Origin of the sequence: Ochrobactrum chromiisoli (assembly GCF_026241335.1) — a bacterium.
GTDB classification, from domain to species: domain Bacteria; phylum Pseudomonadota; class Alphaproteobacteria; order Rhizobiales; family Rhizobiaceae; genus Brucella; species Brucella chromiisoli.
This window is the reverse complement of sequence record NZ_JAPHAV010000001.1, coordinates 925,279-942,001: the sequence shown is the minus strand read 5'-3', so window position 1 is coordinate 942,001 and position 16,723 is coordinate 925,279. Positions and strand designations below refer to the sequence as shown.

Below are 16,723 nucleotides of genomic sequence, written 5' to 3'. Positions count from 1 at the left end.
TTCACAGTTTTCGGAATGCACTGCGATCAGATCTATTGACGCGGACAATTGTCCGGTTCATGCAAGGTTATGATTTCAGAACCTTCACCGAACTGTGCGATTTGTCCGCGATTGCATGCTTTTCTTCAGGAATGGCGACACAAAGAGCCTGAATGGCACAACGCACCGGTTGCGCCATTTCTGCCTGCCCATGACGATGACGTGCAGCTTCTGATCGTTGGCCTTGCTCCCGGCTTGCGCGGGGCCAATCGAACTGGGCGCCCTTTTACCGGCGATTATGCAGGCGAACTTCTCTACAGCACCCTATGCGAATTTGGCTTTGCGAGCGGCAAGTTTGAAGCACGGCCCGATGATAGTCTGCGGCTTGTTGACGCCGGTATTGTCAATGCGGTGCGCTGTGTGCCACCTGAAAACAAACCGGTTGGCAGTGAAATCAACAATTGCCGTCAGTTTTTCAGCCCCCTGCTCACGCATTTTAAAAATCTGCGCGCCGTTGTAACGCTGGGTACCATTGCCCATCAGTCGACGGTTCGTGCGATGGGCGCACCGGTGTCCCGCCATCCGTTCGGGCATGGCAAAGAGACAAATATCAATGGCTTGCGGATATTTTCGAGCTATCACTGCTCGCGCTATAATACCAATACCGGCAAGCTGACTGATCCAATGTTTCGGGATATTTTTAGAAATGTGCGTGCTTTTCTGAATGAAAAAAGCGCCTGAAGGCGCTTTTTATTTTTGAAAGCTTCACCTGTGAACGTCAGCCACGATCACGCAGGAGGCGCGACTTTTCACGGTTCCAATCGCGCTGCTTTTCAGTCTCACGCTTGTCGTGATTCTTCTTACCGCGCGCCACACCAATTTCGAGTTTCGCCCGACCGCGATCGTTGAAGTAGAGTTTCAACGGCACCACTGTCATGCCTTCGCGCGAAACGGACTGGAAAATCCGCGACATTTCGCGACGGCTTATCAGCAGTTTACGCAACCGGCGCGGCTCATGATTGAAGCGATTGCCTTGTGTATATTCCGGGATATAGGAATTGATCAGCCAGAATTCACCATTCTCAAAGCTTGCGTAGCTTTCAGCAATATTGGCCTGATTGGCGCGCAACGACTTCACTTCAGTTCCGGTCAAAACCAGACCGGCCTCAAGCGTATAGATGATTTCGAAATTGTAGCGCGCTTTACGGTTTTCAGCGACCATTTTGCGAGCGGGAGAGTTTTTCGGCTTATTCATAATACAACCATATAATGCTCATTGCCGGAAATGAAAACGCTCTCGCGCGGGCGAGAGCGTAAAAATCAGTCAACCAGGCAAATTGAACAGCCTTAATTGACAAGCCCTGCATGTTTCATGGCCTGATCGATCTTTTCAGCCGTCGCGGCTTCAATTGTGACCATGGGCGAGCGCAGAACATTTTCGACGCGACCAAGGCGCGACAGAGCATATTTCGGACCGGATGGGTTAGGCTCAATAAACAATGCCTTGTGCAGCGGCATCAGGCGATCCTGCAATTCAAGGGCCTTTGGATAATCACCCGCCTCACAAGCATCCTGAAAGTCTGCACAAAGACGCGGCGCAATATTGGACGTAACCGAAATGCAGCCGACACCGCCATGCGCATTGAAACCAAGCGCTGTCGCATCCTCGCCCGAAAGCTGGATGAAATCCTTGCCGCAGGTGGCGCGCTGCTCGGAAACACGCTCAATCTTGCCGGTGGCATCCTTAACGCCCACGATGTTTTTGTGATCGCGCGCCAGTGCGCCCATGGTTTCAGGCGTCATATCGATGATCGAACGACCCGGAATGTTGTAAATGATCAGCGGAATGGAGATCGAACGGGCAACACGCGAAAAATGCTCGTAAAGACCGCGCTGGTTCGGCTTGTTGTAATAAGGGGTGACAACCAGAGCCGCATCTGCACCAGCCTTTTCAGCGTGCTGTGCAAGCTCAATCGCTTCAACCGTATTGTTGGAACCGGCACCCGCAATCACCGGCACACGGCCAGCGGCGACTTCAATACAAACCTCAATAACGCGCTTATGCTCGTCATGTGACAAGGTCGGTGTTTCGCCCGTTGTGCCGACAGGAACGAGCCCTTTGGTGCCCTCTTCAATCTGCCAGTTCACAAAGGCACGAAAGGCTTTCTCGTCGAACGCTCCTTCACTATCGAATGGCGTGACAAGTGCAGTGATCGAGCCTTTCAGCATCTGTGAACTCCTGAGAAATAAGTCATAACCCGACAATACCATCCCGACGATCATATAAGCCAGAATGCCTGCGAGGTGATGCACCATAATCTCGCAGCGCAATTCCGGCAAGCGGGGGAAAAGCGTAAATCAGCGCGTAAGTGACAGTTTTACGAAAATCCCGCCGCTTTTTTCTGTGCCTGTTTGGTCACGAATAACCGGCCAACCAATACTAGGTCGTAAAGAAAAATATAACCTTTTATTAACCAATGCTTCATCCATCACCATCATAGTCTTATGCAGAATCTCCTCTCGGTAGATCAGGCTTAGAAAAGCCAGATTTGCACAATATTTTGCCCGCTATCAGGCACTCTATTCTCATTCGGTCATGCGTAGAAAAACTTTAAATAAGCCATTAAAGCAAAGGGCGCTCGTTTCGGGCGGAATGATGATTGTTGCCTCGCTTTTAGCAGGGCAGATCAGTGCCGCTTACGCGCAATCCGCTTTCCCAACGGATATTCCCACCCCGCTGGCGCGTCCTTTTGCACCAACATCGTCGCATGAATCACCGATCAATCTGGTAACGCCCAAGGCCCGCCCCGCACCGCCAGACCCTGTCATTACCTCTTCATTCCGCCGTGGCGAAAATCCCGCCGCGATCAGTGGCACCCTGAAAGCCGGGCTTGATGCGCTTTACGCGCACAATATTGTCGAAGCGATTGCCTATCGCAATGGCATGACAAAAGGCTCTCTCGATCGCCAGATTCTGACGTGGTCGATTGCAACATCCGGCATCACGGGCATTCCGAGCAGTGAAATCTCGGCAGCGGCGTCTGAACTGGCAGGCTGGCCGGGCATGTCGGCGCTGCGCCGCAATTCGGAGCGCGCTTTGTTTCGGGAAAATGCGCCCGCTGCGACAGTGATTGCCACGTTTAACAACACGCGACCGCAGACAACGGAAGGCATGATCGCGCTTGCCCGCGCCTATGTCAGTATTGGAAGCAACGCCAAGGCGCATCAGCTTCTCGCACCCTGGTGGAGAAGTGAACGCCTTTCCGCAGACGATGAAACACGGGTGCTGAAAGAATTTTCCAACATTCTTACGCGTGATGATCACCAGCACCGCCTGCTGCGCGCGCTCTATAATGATCGCATGCAATCGGCAAAGCTTCTGGCTGGCCCTGCACAGGCGCAGTCGCTTTATAATGCCTATGCAGCACTGGCACAGAAATCACCCAACACCGCGCAAGCGATTGCTGCTGTGGATCGCTCCTGGCACGCCAATCCTGCCTATATGTTTCTGCAAATCCGCTTTTTGCGCCGTGCCGATCGTTTTGATGAAGCAACCAACTTGATGCTGAAAGCACCAAAGAATGCATCGTCGCTGCTTGATCCTGATGCGTGGTGGGTAGAGCGCCGTATCCTGTCGCGCGAGCTTCTCGACATTAACAAGCCGCAGCTTGCCTACAAGCTTGCCGCAGCCCATGCCGCAGAATCACCCACGATGGCCGCAGAGGCGGAATTCCATGCGGGTTGGTATGCTTTGCGCGCGCTCAACCAACCCAAACTTGCTGCCCCGCATTTTGCCAGGATCGCCGAAATTTCATCCCGTCCGATTTCCGCCTCCCGCGCCTATTACTGGCTGGGACGTGCGGCAGAAGCAGGTGCCGGCGGCGATGCAGTGCATTATTATCGGCGTTCTGCACATTTTGGTACAACCTTTTATGGACAGCTTTCAGCAGCCAAGCTTCGCGAAAAAGCGCCCGAACTGGCCTATCCTCGGCCAAGCGATGCAGATCGCGTGCGTTTCTCTGGCCGCCCTGCCGTGCAGGCGATCAAGCGCCTTGAGCAGATCGGCTATGGCAATCGCGCCAACGCTCTTTACATGCAGCTTTCACAAGAACTCAACAGCGTTGGAGAGCTGGCGCTGCTCGCGGTAATGGCGGAGCACAACAAGAACCATTATCTCGCGCTGCGGGTGGGCAAGACTGCGGCTTTCCGTGGGCTGGATGTCGGTGCATTGTCACATCCGATTGGTGCCATTCCGGCAAATGCTAATATCAGCGGCTCCGGCAAAGCGCTGGCCTACGCGATTGCACGCCAGGAAAGCGAGTTTAATGTCGGGGCTGTTTCCAAGGCCGGTGCACGTGGGCTGCTGCAATTGATGCCAGCCACCGCAAAAAGCATCGCGACCCGCAATGGAATGGCCTATTCCGACCAGAGACTGACCAATGACGCGGCCTATAATGCAACGCTGGGCGCGCATTTCCTCGGCGAACAGCTCGACCGTTTTAACGGTTCTTATGTGCTGACTTTTGCCGGATATAATGCCGGTCCAAGACGGGCAATCGAATGGATGGACCGATATGGCGATCCACGCGGCAAGCCCATCGAAGACGTTGTCGACTGGATTGAGCGCATCCCATTTTCCGAAACACGCAACTATGTACAGCGGGTGATGGAAAACTACGAGGTTTATAAAGCCCGCCTTACAGGTAGCGCGGATATTCGCACTGACCTTATCTATGGCCGACGCTAGAGTATTTCCTGTTTTGATTGAATTATTGGAAATGCTCTATCTCTTTGTTTTCACGCGCATCCTGTGCCGAAAACCGGTTCCCACTTTTCGGGATGTGCTCTAGGCTTGCGTTTTCTTGGCGCGGGCGGGAGCTTTGGATTTGACGCCGGATTTCTTAGGCTTTGCCCGTTTTTTGGCGGCACTGCGCTGATTCGATTGCAAGAGTTTGGCTGCCTGCCCAATCCAGTTCTCGCGCGACACACGACCGGCGAAACCGATGTGACGCTCAATCCATGCGGCTTGATCCAAGTTCCATTGAGCGATTTGCGCGTAATGAAAAACGCCAAGCTTCTGCAGCATCGTTTCCACTGATTTTCCGATGCCATGGATAGCCGTCAAATCATCAGGAACTGCTTTCAACGGCGCATCCAGCAATTCCGGGCGATGAGGATCTCCGACTTCTACAATTTCATCTTCTATCGTGATCTCTTCTGTCTGCGCGGCCTCCGCTTCCGGGACTTTTGAACCCACCGTTTGAACGGTCTCGTCTACGGGTTCAGCCGCAGCTTCAACCTGATCTTTCACAGGCTCTTCCACTGTGACTGCCTTGGGCGTTGCAACAGGCTCAGGTTTTTCACTCAACGCTGGCTTTGAAAGAGCCGCCGCAATGATCGTGTCTTCCTGGCTTGTATCCACGGTCTTTCGGCCTTTGGCAAAGCGTCCGAGAATGCAGCCAATTATAAAAGCAACGGCAATCAAAATCGCCAGTTGGATGATCAACATCGGCATGTAGGTTCCCTCATACTCAACGCTTTTGCGCACAACCAAAATGGCCACAGCAGCAAATCAAAAAACCCCGCACAGATATTCAGTTCCAGAATTACGCAGACCTATATCAATTGCCAGCAGTAAGCCAACCGACAGCGACACCGATTGCACATGAAATCAGGAGCACTGGCCAAAACATCTCAGCAAGATAAAGCATATGGAGTCCGCCTAACATTCATTTCGAAACACCCGCCACTTTATACAGAAAGGCACTCGGAGGTCCGGTGTCAATCATGTACGGCGAAGAAACAGGGGATCATAGCGAATAAAGTTTTCTGGAATCAGGGTCTTGCAATATTTGAACCGGCAAGCTCCAATCCAAGGGCCAGCGGCGCATTCAACAAAGCAATCAAAGCATCATAATCCTGATTGCTCAGAGCTATCCCCTTGAGCGATAGTTTCGTATCGGAAATTTCGATTTCCGCATTTGAGAGTTTTCTGGCGAGATCAACAGCGAAGAGAACACGGTCTTCGAATTCCGGCTGAGCGCCCCGCGCCAGCGCCATCTCGTCATCGACCAATCCGTTCTGCACAGCCGACTCGGCAGCAACCATGATCGCATCACGCATGGAATTGTCGGGAATATAGCCGGATAGAACGATTCCCTCCCCGCTTTTGGTCAGTTTGAAAATGTATGGGCTGGCTGCCTCAAGCACGGTTGTCAAATCTGAAATGTCACCAACGCCCGGCACACTGCGCAAGGCGAGGATAGCCGCCCTTTGGGTTTCGGGATCCGGTGCCACACCTTTAAGCACAAGGTTACGGCCATCGACATCAAAACCGCTCCAGCTATAGGAGGACAATGCTTGCGCCGAACGTGCCGAAATATCGGCTTCAATGCGATCCGTACCGAACCATAGCGCCAATGCGGTCAGGGCCGCGGTCCACGTCACGCCTGGCCAGAACCATTTTAACATGAGCCAGTATCTCCGCTGAAACTGTGTCTTGTCTTTAGCAAAAGAGAAACCCCCAGGCCTGAAAAAGCAAGAGCTACGCGGGATTTAAGAGACAGACATAACAAAAAACCCGGCAGCTGAGCTGCCGGGTTTCCTGTAACCAATCCGTTAGGATTAGAACGAACGCTGGAAGCGAACCATACCCTGCCAAGCGTCCTGGCCCTTAAGGACAGAAAGCTTGTCGTCCCACTTGGTGTAGGAAACTTCAGGAGTAATGGTGAAGCCTGGAACCAGTTCGTAAGCAACGTTTGCAGTTGCTGCGAAGGTCTTCGCATCTTCGTAAGCGAGCTGAAGGTTGAAGGTAGCCTTGTCGGTTGCCTTGAACTTCGCGCCACCCCAAACAGCCCAATCGCCACCCCAGGTGCCGTAGAAGCTGTCGATTGCACGGATACCACGGAACTGACCGTTAGCATCTGTGAAACCGTAGTAGGTGTCGTTATTGGACTTATAGCCACCCATTACCCATACGGAGAACTGGTCAGTTACGTTTACGTCGAGGCGAACTTTACCAGCCCATTCTTCGTTACGTGCGTCGTAAGCTGCAACACCAGTGATCGAACCCCAGCCCTGAGCATACTTCAGGCCACCAACAACATGTGGTGTGTAGTCATCAATGATACCATTGTAGTCTACGTCGCCGTTGCTGCCCTGTTCAAGAGCGATGATAGCCGAGAAGCCATTGCCGCCAGTGAAGGTGTAGCTGATTGCGTTGGTGCGATAGCCACCAGCAAGGATCACGTCGTCGTTGATGACATCGCCGAGGTAACCAGGGAAGGTTACGAATGCGGATTCATCAAGACCAACGCGCAGACCGCCGAGCTGGATATAGCCATAACGCAGAGTACCGGTCGAACCTGAATCTGCACCGTTCTGGTACTGGAAGCGAACTTCCGAATAGGTCTTCAGAGTACCGAGTTCGGTTTCCGAAGCGGTCGACAGACGCAGCGAGAAGCGTGTCAAGAAGTCGTAAGTGTCACGATCTTTTTTACCCGATTGAGCGAAAACAGTGCTGCCGTCAGGGTTACGGGTAAGACCACCGCCACGGTAGTAAACGTCGTCGCCGCCCTTAACGTCAGCGCGGACATAACCGTGGATGCGCAGGCAGGTTTCGGTGCCTGGGATGTAGAAGTAGCCAGCGCCGTATGCATCGCAAACGCGGACATATTCAACTGCTTCTGGCTCTGGAGCGACGATAGCGTCTGCTGCCTGAGCGCCGGAAGCTGCAACGAGAGCTGCAGCGGAGCCGAGGAGAAGGCTCTTAATGTTCATTTCTGACCTCCAGTCAAAGTTAAAAATGGGTCTGGGCATTCTGATTTGGCTGAAGGACAACCTGTCCCCATCCCCTGATGAAAAAGTCGCCCCGAAGCGCTCCTTCTTCTGGATGTGAAGATACTCGTCATCGTTTTCTATTCAACATCGAATATTGCCAACCAGTCCTCAGAGGCACTCTATGACAGCTCGTTGTTGCAGAAATGACACGAAATTGCCCGACTTTAATTCGGAAATTAAGGTTTTATTAGTGTTTATGAACAGCGGTTAATCTGTCTTAACGTTTGAAAACATGGATTTTTTAGCAATTCCGCAAAATCGAAACAGCGAATCCCTGCATAAATATCGAAATCTGTCGCAAATCAGCTCTCAGCATCGAATCCGCCACAATCTGAATTCCACCCGCGCAAATCCCTCATGCTGAATCCACGCAATACGGGCATTGAAATGATGGATGAATGTCCGGAAATTCGTACTTATGAACACGTCTGCATATATTAAAGTATAAATTTTACTGTGAAATTTGCCATTCACCTATCAAATCGCTTGAAATGATGAAGCGTACCGGCTATCTCGCCCTTACCGGAGAGGTGGCCGAGTGGTCGAAGGCGCTCCCCTGCTAAGGGAGTAGACCCGGAAGGGTCTCGTGGGTTCGAATCCCATCCTCTCCGCCATCAACATAGAGGTTGTGTTCCCATTCAGAACGAATAATTCAGCTTTCAAGCTGAGAGCGGCTGCTTTTTACCAGCCTCTATAACTTTCTGTCTTCTCGTATCTTCGCAGTAGAAAATTTGTAAGTTATTGATTTAATGACATTTATTGAGTTCCAGTCGATTCTTGACTGGAGGTCAGAAATGAACATTAAGAGCCTTCTCCTCGGCTCCGCTGCAGCTCTCGTTGCAGCTTCCGGCGCTCAGGCAGCAGACGCTATCGTCGCTCCAGAGCCAGAAGCAGTTGAATATGTCCGCGTTTGCGATGCATACGGCGCTGGCTACTTCTACATCCCAGGCACCGAAACCTGCCTGCGCATCCACGGTTATGTCCGTTATGATGCAGCCGCTGGCCGTGACGCGTATGATGGGTACGACTCAAAGACCTGGAACAAGAACACGCGCTTCACGCTGCGCACCTCAACCGCTTCTGAAACCGAACTCGGCACCCTGAAGACCTACACAGAAAACCGTTTCAACTTCACGAACGGCTATCAGGGTGACCACACGCTGAACTTCGCTTACATTCAGCTCGGTGGCCTTCGTCTTGGTCTTGATGAATCGGCATTCCACACCTTCACGGGTTATCTCGGCGACATCATCAACGATGACGTTGTTGCAGCAGGCGTATATCGCACAAATCTGATCAGCTACACCTTCTCCGGTGGCAATGGTTTCTCAGCAATCCTGTCGCTTGAACAGGGCGGCGGCAGCTATATTGACAATGACGATTTCGATAATGACGGCGACTTTCTGGAATCCAATGTTATCGACGACTACATGCCGCATGTTGTGGGTGGTCTGAAGTATGCTCAGGGCTGGGGTTCGATCGCCGGTGTTGCTGCTTACGATTCGCTGCTAGAAGAATGGGCTGGCAAGGTTCGTGTCGATGTGAACATCACAGACCAGTTCTCGATCTGGGCGCAGGGCGGTTATTCCTCTTACGAGGATGCAATCGGCATGTACGGAAACTGGGGTGGTAATTGGGCTGTCTGGGGCGGTGCGAAGTTCAACGCAACCGAAAAAGCAACTTTCAACATACAGGCCGCTTACGAAGACTGGGGCAAAACCGCAATCGCTGCGAACGTTGCATATGAGCTCGTTCCAGGCTTCACCATCACCCCAGAAGTCAATTACACCCGTTGGGATAGCGATCACCCTGCCCTCATGGACGGACGCGCCTATAACAAGGATGCTTTCGGCGGCATTATCCGCTTCCAGCGTTCTTTCTAAAAGTCACCTGATATGAAGAACTGACGCCAACCACTCGAAGTTGGCGTCAGCTACCAAGCAAGCGCTCTTAGGTGCTTGAACCTGTGTTCTTTCGAAATGGGGATTTCGATAGAACAAAATGAAGAGTTACGGGAACGAATAAAAAGGGGGCAATGGGGTCTTTAGAGGATCGTAATATGTCTCCAACTAATGTTAGCTTGCTTATCTTGTGCTTTACTTGTTATTTCTCTAAGTGTGTTCTCCATAATAATATGGGGGACCTACTATGATCATCGTTGGGGGCACGACGATTGATAGTGGCGATACATATTCGCCAGTTGTCGATTATAATCTGGAATATACATCTGTCAGAAATCAGAAACACAGAATTGTCGAGCAATTCTCACTGGCTGAACTGACAGGAAAATATATTAACATTCTCTGGGATGACGGATCGCACAAGTATAATGTTAAATCGTTTCTCGGTGAGATAGACGAGATTTTGAAAGGCACCCGCTTTTCGGGTTTCGATCAGGAAATGCTCGACTTTGTCATTGGTTCGCTTCGTGAGCGCGGTAACAGCAATGCAACCATCAATAGAAAGATGGCTGCTTTGAGCAAGCTGCTGCGAAAGGCGAACAAGATGGGGGATATTTACAGTCTGCCGGAATTTGTCCGACAAAAAGAGCGCGTGGGACGGATTCGATTTCTCGAATATGAGGAAGAAAAGCGACTATTCGCTGCCATCAAATATCGATGTGAAGAAAGTTACAGATTAGCCGTTTTTCTTGTCGATACTGGCTGTCGCCTCGGAGAAGCCATAGGGCTGACCTGGAATGACCTGCAGGATCAGCGTGTTACCTTCTGGCTGACAAAATCCAACAGAAGCCGCACAGTTCCTTTGACCCGCCGTGCACGCAAAGCGACTACGATTGAACGACAGCGCCTTAAAGGGCCTTTCTCGATGCTCAATCAGGTTCGTTTCCGCCAGGTATGGAACGATGCCAAAATTGAAGTTGGCCTTGGGGCGGATGATCAGGTCGTTCCGCATATTTTGCGCCATACCTGCGCATCGCGTCTCGTGCGCGGAGGGATCGATATTCGACGTGTTCAAATGTGGCTGGGTCATCAAACTTTGCAGATGACAATGCGTTACGCCCATCTCGCAACCCATGATCTCGATTCGTGTGTGAAGGTTCTGGAGATTCAGTAGAGCGTTTCCAGCAAAAGCGCGAAGCGGTTCTGCGTGGGATAATGCGTAAAAACAAACAGGGAGAGCATTTCCAACCCTTCAGTCAAAACAGGAAATGCTCTTACTCAGGGCTGTCGGGATACAAGCACTGGCACCGATTTTGTCAGTTATTTCTACCATCTAAGCGCGGTTTGATCTGATTAAATCAGATCTGTGCTCTGCCCAATTTCATTTTAGAGCGCATCCCGAAAAGTGTGAAACGGCTTTCGGGAAAGATGCGCGTTAAAACAAATGCTTAGAGCGGTGATTTGATTGGATCAGATCGGCGCTCCAAGCATAATCTTATCGATCCTCATCTCACTGCGGTGCGGTTCACGCACGAAACGGGGTAAGTACAACGCGTATCCTATCCGAAAACCGCCCCCCCCTGTTGATATCCACTCATTGGCCTTAGAAACGGCGTCAGGCTCTTTCTGGTTATCATCACAGCTTGATCGTTAGGCTCACGCCTATTCATTGAATGAAAATGACACCTATAACGGCCAGCTATGCAAGGAAAGACGCGAAGAATGGGACCTGTCCCCATCTCAACGGCTTGACGCAGCAGATCGCCTGTTCATTTTGGTGCCCGAAGGATGTGGCCCAGCCGCCCGGCTACTGTGTTAAAAAGGCTCGACCCCGTTGCGTTGCGATATTCTTTAAGCGCTGTGATCGCAGTATCAGCGATATGACGCGCTTTTTTTCGAAGAGCAAAACAGCGATCATATGCGGTGCATATTCGTTGCTCTGGCAGAGCCGATAAGCCGAAGACAAAATATTGCAATAATTCGGCTGTGCTTCCGTCTGCAACTGGCAGAAACTGATCCAAGTTGATATGGCTAGGGAAAAGTCATTATTCGTGAGTTTGTGAACACAGGTTTCCATCTTCTGTCGTTCTTAGACTTACAAAGAAATCAATCGGAAGCAAAATGGCATCGCCTCGACTTACGCCGCTTGTTGAAAGCCTCCCCTCCACCGTTCCTTTCACCGGGCCTGAAACGCTGGAATTACAGCGCGGAAAGCCTTTCACAGCGCGCATCGGTGCAAATGAAAGCAGCTTTGGCCCCGCTCCATCCGTCATTCAGGCCATGCAGGAAGAAGCCTCAGAGGTCTGGAAGTATGGCGATCCGGAAAACTATGCGCTTCGTCAGGCAATTGCCGCTCATCACCGGGTAAAGCCTGAAAACATCATGCCGGGTGCAGGCGTCGATGCGCTGCTGGGGCTTGTTGTCAGGCTATATGTTCAACAAGGTGATAAAGTCATCAATTCACTCGGTGGTTATCCTACCTTTAATTATCATGTAGCGGGCTTTGGCGGAAATCTGCTGACTGTCCCTTACAATGCTGACAAGCCTGACCTCGACGCTCTTATTGATAAAGCGCATCAGGAAAAGCCGGCGCTGCTTTATATTTCCAATCCGGACAATCCGATGGGGACATGGCATGACGGGGCGGATATTCAGGCATTTATCGAGCGCATCCCAGAAACAACAATGCTAATTCTCGATGAAGCTTACTGCGAAACCGGACCAGCCTCAGCATTCCCGGCCTTTGAGACCGACCGCACAAACATCCTGCGCATGCGCACTTTTTCCAAGGCTTACGGACTTGCAGGGATTCGCGTCGGCTATGCTGTAGGCTGTGCAGATGCGATCAAGTCATTTGACAAAATCCGCGACCATTTTGCGGTCAGCCGGATTGCACAGGCGGCTGCAATTGCTGCATTGAAAGATCAGGATTATCTGCACGCGATCGTAGGGAAGATTCATGCGGGCCGGGATCGAGTAGCGAAAATCGCAGAACAGCAGGGGCTAAAACCTATTCCTTCAGCCACGAATTTCGTCACCATTGATTGCGGACATGACGGAGCTTTTGCGACCGCTGTTCTCAATGGTCTGATTGAACGGGACATTTTTGTCCGCAAACCCGGCGCGCCTGTCCTTGATCGCTGCATTCGCGTGAGTGTTGGGGTGAATGAACAACTGGATATGTTTGAAGCAGCATTGCCCGCTGCACTTGCAAGTGCCCGAAACGCTTTAAACAAAGCCTGAGAGCGGAGTAATGATATGTCGATCCAAAACAGCAGCCAACCCCGCAATATTCTGTTTGGCACACTTGCAGGCCTTTGTGGTGCTCTGGCCATAGCGGCCTATGCCGGTGCAGCACATGGCGGGGAGAATCATCTAAGTGCCATCGCTCCGATATTGCTCGGCCACGCCCCTGCCCTGCTGGTTTTGTCACTGATTATTCCAAACAGCCGTGTCGCAAATATTGGCGCGGCATTGCTGGTGGCGGGGCTGGCGCTGTTCTGTGGCGATCTGTTTATGCGGGATATGATCGGGAACAGGCTATTTCCGATGGCGGCGCCTACCGGCGGGAGCCTCCTGATTCTGGGCTGGCTCGTGGTGGGAGTGAGCGGCTGGTTTAAAAGAGGCTGAGCAACAGCCACCCGAATAAAAAAGGGCCTTGCCGATCAGCAAGGCCCTTCCATCTAAAACGGTGCAAGTTCAAACCGACTTAAAGCCGTTTAAGATAAAGTATCCCCAGCAAAAGTGCGAAAAACCTTTGCGTTGAATAATGCGTAGAGCAAAAACAGGGCTGTCCCCGCCGTTTGTAACGTGCGGGAACAGCTCTGAACTTACGAATTGCCCTTCAGGCGTGCATTGCAAAGGCTGTAGTAGCCGCCGCCCTTCTGGACCCACTTAAGTCCGCCAAGCGCATTTGCATCCTTGGCCGCATGATACTGCTCAAGGCAAGTATGCATGCGCGCCTTGCCCGGAGATTCATTTGAGAACTTGGCAGAAACAGCTGTCGGGAATTTCACACCACGCGGTGCAGCAACAGTTGGCGCAGGAGGCTCTGAATTGCCATCGGTGGTCAGCGCAACCGGATCCGCACCCGGTCCACATTCCGACTTACGGAAGTCGTTCCACTTGACACCGCCATCGGTACCGGCATCTTTTGCTGCCTGATATTTTGTGCTGCACTGCTTCATGCTAAGGCCTTTGCCAGCATCATCTGCAGCAGGAGCGGCTGCATTTTTGGCAGGGGCTGCGGCTTTATTCGCCGGAACAACCGGAGCAGCGGGCGCTGCAGCTGCATCGTCACCACACTGCGATTTACGGAAATCATTCCATTTTACACCGCCAAGCGTTCCAGCATCTTTGGCAGCCTGATACTTCGCGCTACACTCTTTCATGGTCAGTGCGCTTGCCGGGGATGAGAAAACGAAGGCAGATGCGCCCAAAATCATTGCGGTGCCGGCCATGGCTGTGAAGGTACGAATAGACATCGCGTCGCTCCCTGTCGGATACGGACTATTGAATTCGTTGTATACGGATCGCTTCTCACGATATTTCAAAACAGCGAATGTGTTTGATCGACCGCAATAGCTTTTATATTTCTTACTCTACTAAGCTTGATATGATACAAGGTATATGTCAATCAATTGCTTAATATTAACATTATCTACAACACAAAATTTCTGACTGTCATTTTTTATGTGTTACTTAGCTTAGATACGCAAAGTAAATATATCGAAATTACATGCCCTTGTCTCGTTTTTATTGAAACAGAGTTAAAATCCGAATATTGCCGTCAGTGAGAGGTCATCCACTCACGCGCGCCACGAAGGGCTGCGGCCAATTCGCTTTTGCTCATGGTTGCGGCAACCTGATTGCGCATACGTTCAGCTTTCTGGTTGCCGCGAATGGCTGCGATGTTGAGCCATTTATGCGCTTCAACCACATCGATTTCACAGTCGCGACCAATAGCATATTTCAAACCCATCTCCAGCAGGATGCGATCCTGTGAAGTTTTCGTGTGGTGCTGTGTAACGCTCTGAAACTGTGTCATTTTCTTTGTCCCTGTTAAATCCCGAGAACCGTCCGCTCTTTGTTTCCGTGACGGGCTTTCGCCGCCGCAGATTGTCGGATCTGTCGTTCCGTTCATGGTCTTCAAGATAAGCCACAGGATTAAAATGCGCGTTAAAACAGATGCTTAACAACGCGACAACGAAATACAAACAAGGGGTAAACTTCGGAATTTGTTAAACATCCAAAGGCCGACAATTGCTGTGCTTTTCTAAAATAACGCAATTTTGCGGCAGCGGACCTTTAAACCAGATGATAACCATGACGCAGATTGATCATGTCAGAAACATTGCTGCCGTGCGCAAATTATCCCTCTTCCACTTCGACGAAAACTCCATTACGTTTACGTTTGCGTAAGTTTTCCGCAAGGCTGATTGCCTTGCCGCATTTTGGGAGGAATGCATGATCCGTAAACTGTTTTTGGGAATAACGGCAACTGTTGCATTGAGCGCGACGCTTGCAGCACCTGCCTTTGCCAATGAGGCAATTGTCGGCACATGGAAACGTCCGAATGGCACGATCATCAGCTATGCCGCCTGTGGTGGCGGCAAATATTGCGGCACTGTGCAGACCGGCGAATATAAGGGCAAGTCGATCGGCACCATGTCGGGCGAGGACGGCAGCTATAAGGGTGAAGTCAACAAGCTCGACGAAGGCAAGACCTATACGGGCAAGGCAAGCGTCAAGGGCAACACGCTATCACTCTCGGGCTGCGTTATGGGCGGCTTGATTTGCAAAAGTGAAAGCCTCACAAGGCAATAGACCTATATATAAAAGGCGGCTTCTCAGCCGCCTTTTATCATTATCGCGCTTTCTGACCAAAGAGCACTTTCTGCTCTTCTTCCTTGTTTGCCGAGGCCAATGCGCGTTCGCGCTCTTCCTTACCAACCACAAGACCACGCTGTACGGCAGGTCGCGCATTCATGGTTTCATGCCAGCGCTTGAGGTTGGGAAAATCCTCCAGCTTCTGGTCAAAATTTTTGTAAGCATTGATCCAACCGATACTCGCCATATCAGCGATGGAATATTCGCCTGCGATATAATCTTTGCCTTCAAGCTGGCGATCGAGCACGCCATAAAGACGGTTGACTTCATTGGTATAGCGGTCGATGCCGTACTGCACCTTTTCCGGCGCATAAACGCGGAAGTGCCCTGCCTGCCCCGACATAGGACCAAGTCCGCCCATCTGCCACATCAGCCATTCATCAACGGCAACGCGCTTGCGTTCGTCTGCTGGATAGAACTTGCCGAACTTCCTGCCGAGATATTGCAGGATCGCACCGGATTCAAACACCGAGATCGGCTCACCGCCCGGACCTTCCGGATCGATAATCGCAGGCATACGGTTGTTCGGTGCGATTTTGAGGAAGTCCGGCTGGAACTGATCCCCCTTGCCGATATTCACATATTTGACTTCATAGGGAACGCCTAATTCCTCCAGCATGATGCTGATCTTAAAGCCATTTGGGGTGGGCCAATAGTAAAGCTCAATGGGTTTTATCTGCTCAGCCATAGGTATTTGTCTCCCGCTTTCTTGGCTTTGTGCGTATTTCCGATGCGAGTTAACATAAGATTCGTGCAGCTTGGCACAAGTGCGAAGCGATCAAGTTAATGAAACATCAATATTTTTGAACGCCGGATGAATGCAGCTCTCAGGAGCAGTTCAGATGGCAGCTTTAAACTCAACCGCATAGATCAAACGATTTTGAAGCCGGGGGAAATATGCTGTTATGGCGTGTCACAATAGTCTGTTTGATGATTGCAGGTTTTGCAATCATTGCAGGTCTCTTTGTTGATCGAAAATATGATGTCTATCGTGACAACCCCGTTATCAGCCCGATGACCGTGATGCATCTCAAACCTGCGCGCGAAGAGACAAGGCTATGATTTCACGTTGCCGTCTCTCCGCACTGATTGCATTGCGCGTTTTACTGTTCACA

General features: G+C 51.2%; 16 protein-coding genes and 1 tRNA gene. 9 read left to right on the top strand and 8 right to left on the bottom strand.

Annotation, left to right across the window (positions count from 1 at the left end):
* Positions 1-69: 69 nt before the first annotated feature.
* Positions 70-720: a uracil-DNA glycosylase gene (locus tag OPR82_RS04495; protein ID WP_265983253.1), complete on the top strand. Its 651-nt coding sequence runs from the start codon at positions 70-72 to the stop codon at positions 718-720.
* Positions 721-757: 37 nt separating this feature from the next.
* Here OPR82_RS04495 and smpB read toward each other — a convergent pair whose 3' ends face one another.
* Together smpB and dapA are read right to left on the bottom strand one after the other, a co-directional pair.
* A complete protein-coding gene (gene smpB / locus OPR82_RS04490) occupies positions 758-1,234 on the bottom strand; it encodes an SsrA-binding protein SmpB (protein ID WP_265983251.1) in 477 nt (158 codons plus the stop codon).
* A 92-nt stretch (positions 1,235-1,326) separates the two neighbouring features.
* Complete coding sequence (dapA, locus tag OPR82_RS04485; protein WP_265983249.1) at positions 1,327-2,208, bottom strand: 4-hydroxy-tetrahydrodipicolinate synthase; 882 nt, start codon at positions 2,206-2,208, stop codon at positions 1,327-1,329.
* A gap of 424 nt (positions 2,209-2,632) precedes the next feature.
* On the opposite strand from dapA, the gene OPR82_RS04480 reads away from it, so the two are divergent.
* On the top strand, positions 2,633-4,726 hold the full coding sequence (locus OPR82_RS04480) for a lytic transglycosylase domain-containing protein (RefSeq protein WP_265983248.1): 2,094 nt from the start codon (positions 2,633-2,635) through the stop codon (positions 4,724-4,726).
* Between the two features lie 99 nt (positions 4,727-4,825).
* Here OPR82_RS04480 and OPR82_RS04475 read toward each other — a convergent pair whose 3' ends face one another.
* From OPR82_RS04475 to OPR82_RS04465, 3 genes are all read right to left on the bottom strand, one after another.
* On the bottom strand, positions 4,826-5,494 hold the full coding sequence (locus OPR82_RS04475) for an endonuclease (protein WP_265983247.1): 669 nt from the start codon (positions 5,492-5,494) through the stop codon (positions 4,826-4,828).
* Positions 5,495-5,814: 320 nt separating this feature from the next.
* The gene (locus tag OPR82_RS04470; protein ID WP_265983246.1) at positions 5,815-6,450 is read right to left on the bottom strand and encodes a BON domain-containing protein; all 636 of its coding nucleotides are present in this window, start codon (positions 6,448-6,450) and stop codon (positions 5,815-5,817) included.
* 153 nt (positions 6,451-6,603) lie between these two features.
* The gene (locus tag OPR82_RS04465; RefSeq protein ID WP_265983245.1) at positions 6,604-7,758 is read right to left on the bottom strand and encodes a porin; all 1,155 of its coding nucleotides are present in this window, start codon (positions 7,756-7,758) and stop codon (positions 6,604-6,606) included.
* 584 nt (positions 7,759-8,342) lie between these two features.
* Between OPR82_RS04465 and OPR82_RS04460 the strand changes: the two genes are divergently transcribed.
* From OPR82_RS04460 to OPR82_RS04440, 5 genes are all read left to right on the top strand, one after another.
* Positions 8,343-8,432: transfer RNA gene (locus OPR82_RS04460), tRNA-Ser, on the top strand.
* Positions 8,433-8,612: 180 nt separating this feature from the next.
* Entirely contained in the window at positions 8,613-9,701 is a 1,089-nt protein-coding gene (locus OPR82_RS04455) for a porin (RefSeq protein ID WP_265983243.1), read from the top strand.
* A gap of 265 nt (positions 9,702-9,966) precedes the next feature.
* Positions 9,967-10,893, top strand: a complete 927-nt coding sequence (locus tag OPR82_RS04450) for a tyrosine-type recombinase/integrase (protein ID WP_265983242.1) — start codon at positions 9,967-9,969, stop codon at positions 10,891-10,893.
* A 947-nt stretch (positions 10,894-11,840) separates the two neighbouring features.
* On the top strand, positions 11,841-12,962 hold the full coding sequence (locus OPR82_RS04445) for a pyridoxal phosphate-dependent aminotransferase (RefSeq protein ID WP_265983240.1): 1,122 nt from the start codon (positions 11,841-11,843) through the stop codon (positions 12,960-12,962).
* 15 nt (positions 12,963-12,977) lie between these two features.
* A complete protein-coding gene (locus OPR82_RS04440; protein WP_265983238.1) occupies positions 12,978-13,349 on the top strand; it encodes a DUF423 domain-containing protein in 372 nt (123 codons plus the stop codon).
* Between the two features lie 200 nt (positions 13,350-13,549).
* Here the strand turns inward: OPR82_RS04440 and OPR82_RS04435 are convergent, their stop codons facing one another.
* A complete protein-coding gene (locus tag OPR82_RS04435) occupies positions 13,550-14,203 on the bottom strand; it encodes an antifreeze protein (protein ID WP_265983237.1) in 654 nt (217 codons plus the stop codon).
* 305 nt (positions 14,204-14,508) lie between these two features.
* Complete coding sequence (locus OPR82_RS04430) at positions 14,509-14,766, bottom strand: sel1 repeat family protein (protein WP_265983236.1); 258 nt, start codon at positions 14,764-14,766, stop codon at positions 14,509-14,511.
* A gap of 419 nt (positions 14,767-15,185) precedes the next feature.
* On the opposite strand from OPR82_RS04430, the gene OPR82_RS04425 reads away from it, so the two are divergent.
* Positions 15,186-15,545 carry a DUF2147 domain-containing protein gene (locus OPR82_RS04425; protein WP_265983235.1) on the top strand — a complete coding sequence of 120 codons (360 nt, stop codon included), beginning with the start codon at positions 15,186-15,188 and terminating at the stop codon, positions 15,543-15,545.
* Positions 15,546-15,585: 40 nt separating this feature from the next.
* Here OPR82_RS04425 and OPR82_RS04420 read toward each other — a convergent pair whose 3' ends face one another.
* Entirely contained in the window at positions 15,586-16,296 is a 711-nt protein-coding gene (locus OPR82_RS04420) for a glutathione binding-like protein (RefSeq protein WP_265983234.1), read from the bottom strand.
* A 209-nt stretch (positions 16,297-16,505) separates the two neighbouring features.
* Between OPR82_RS04420 and OPR82_RS04415 the strand changes: the two genes are divergently transcribed.
* Complete coding sequence (locus tag OPR82_RS04415; RefSeq protein ID WP_265983233.1) at positions 16,506-16,670, top strand: hypothetical protein; 165 nt, start codon at positions 16,506-16,508, stop codon at positions 16,668-16,670.
* Positions 16,671-16,723 lie beyond the last annotated feature (53 nt).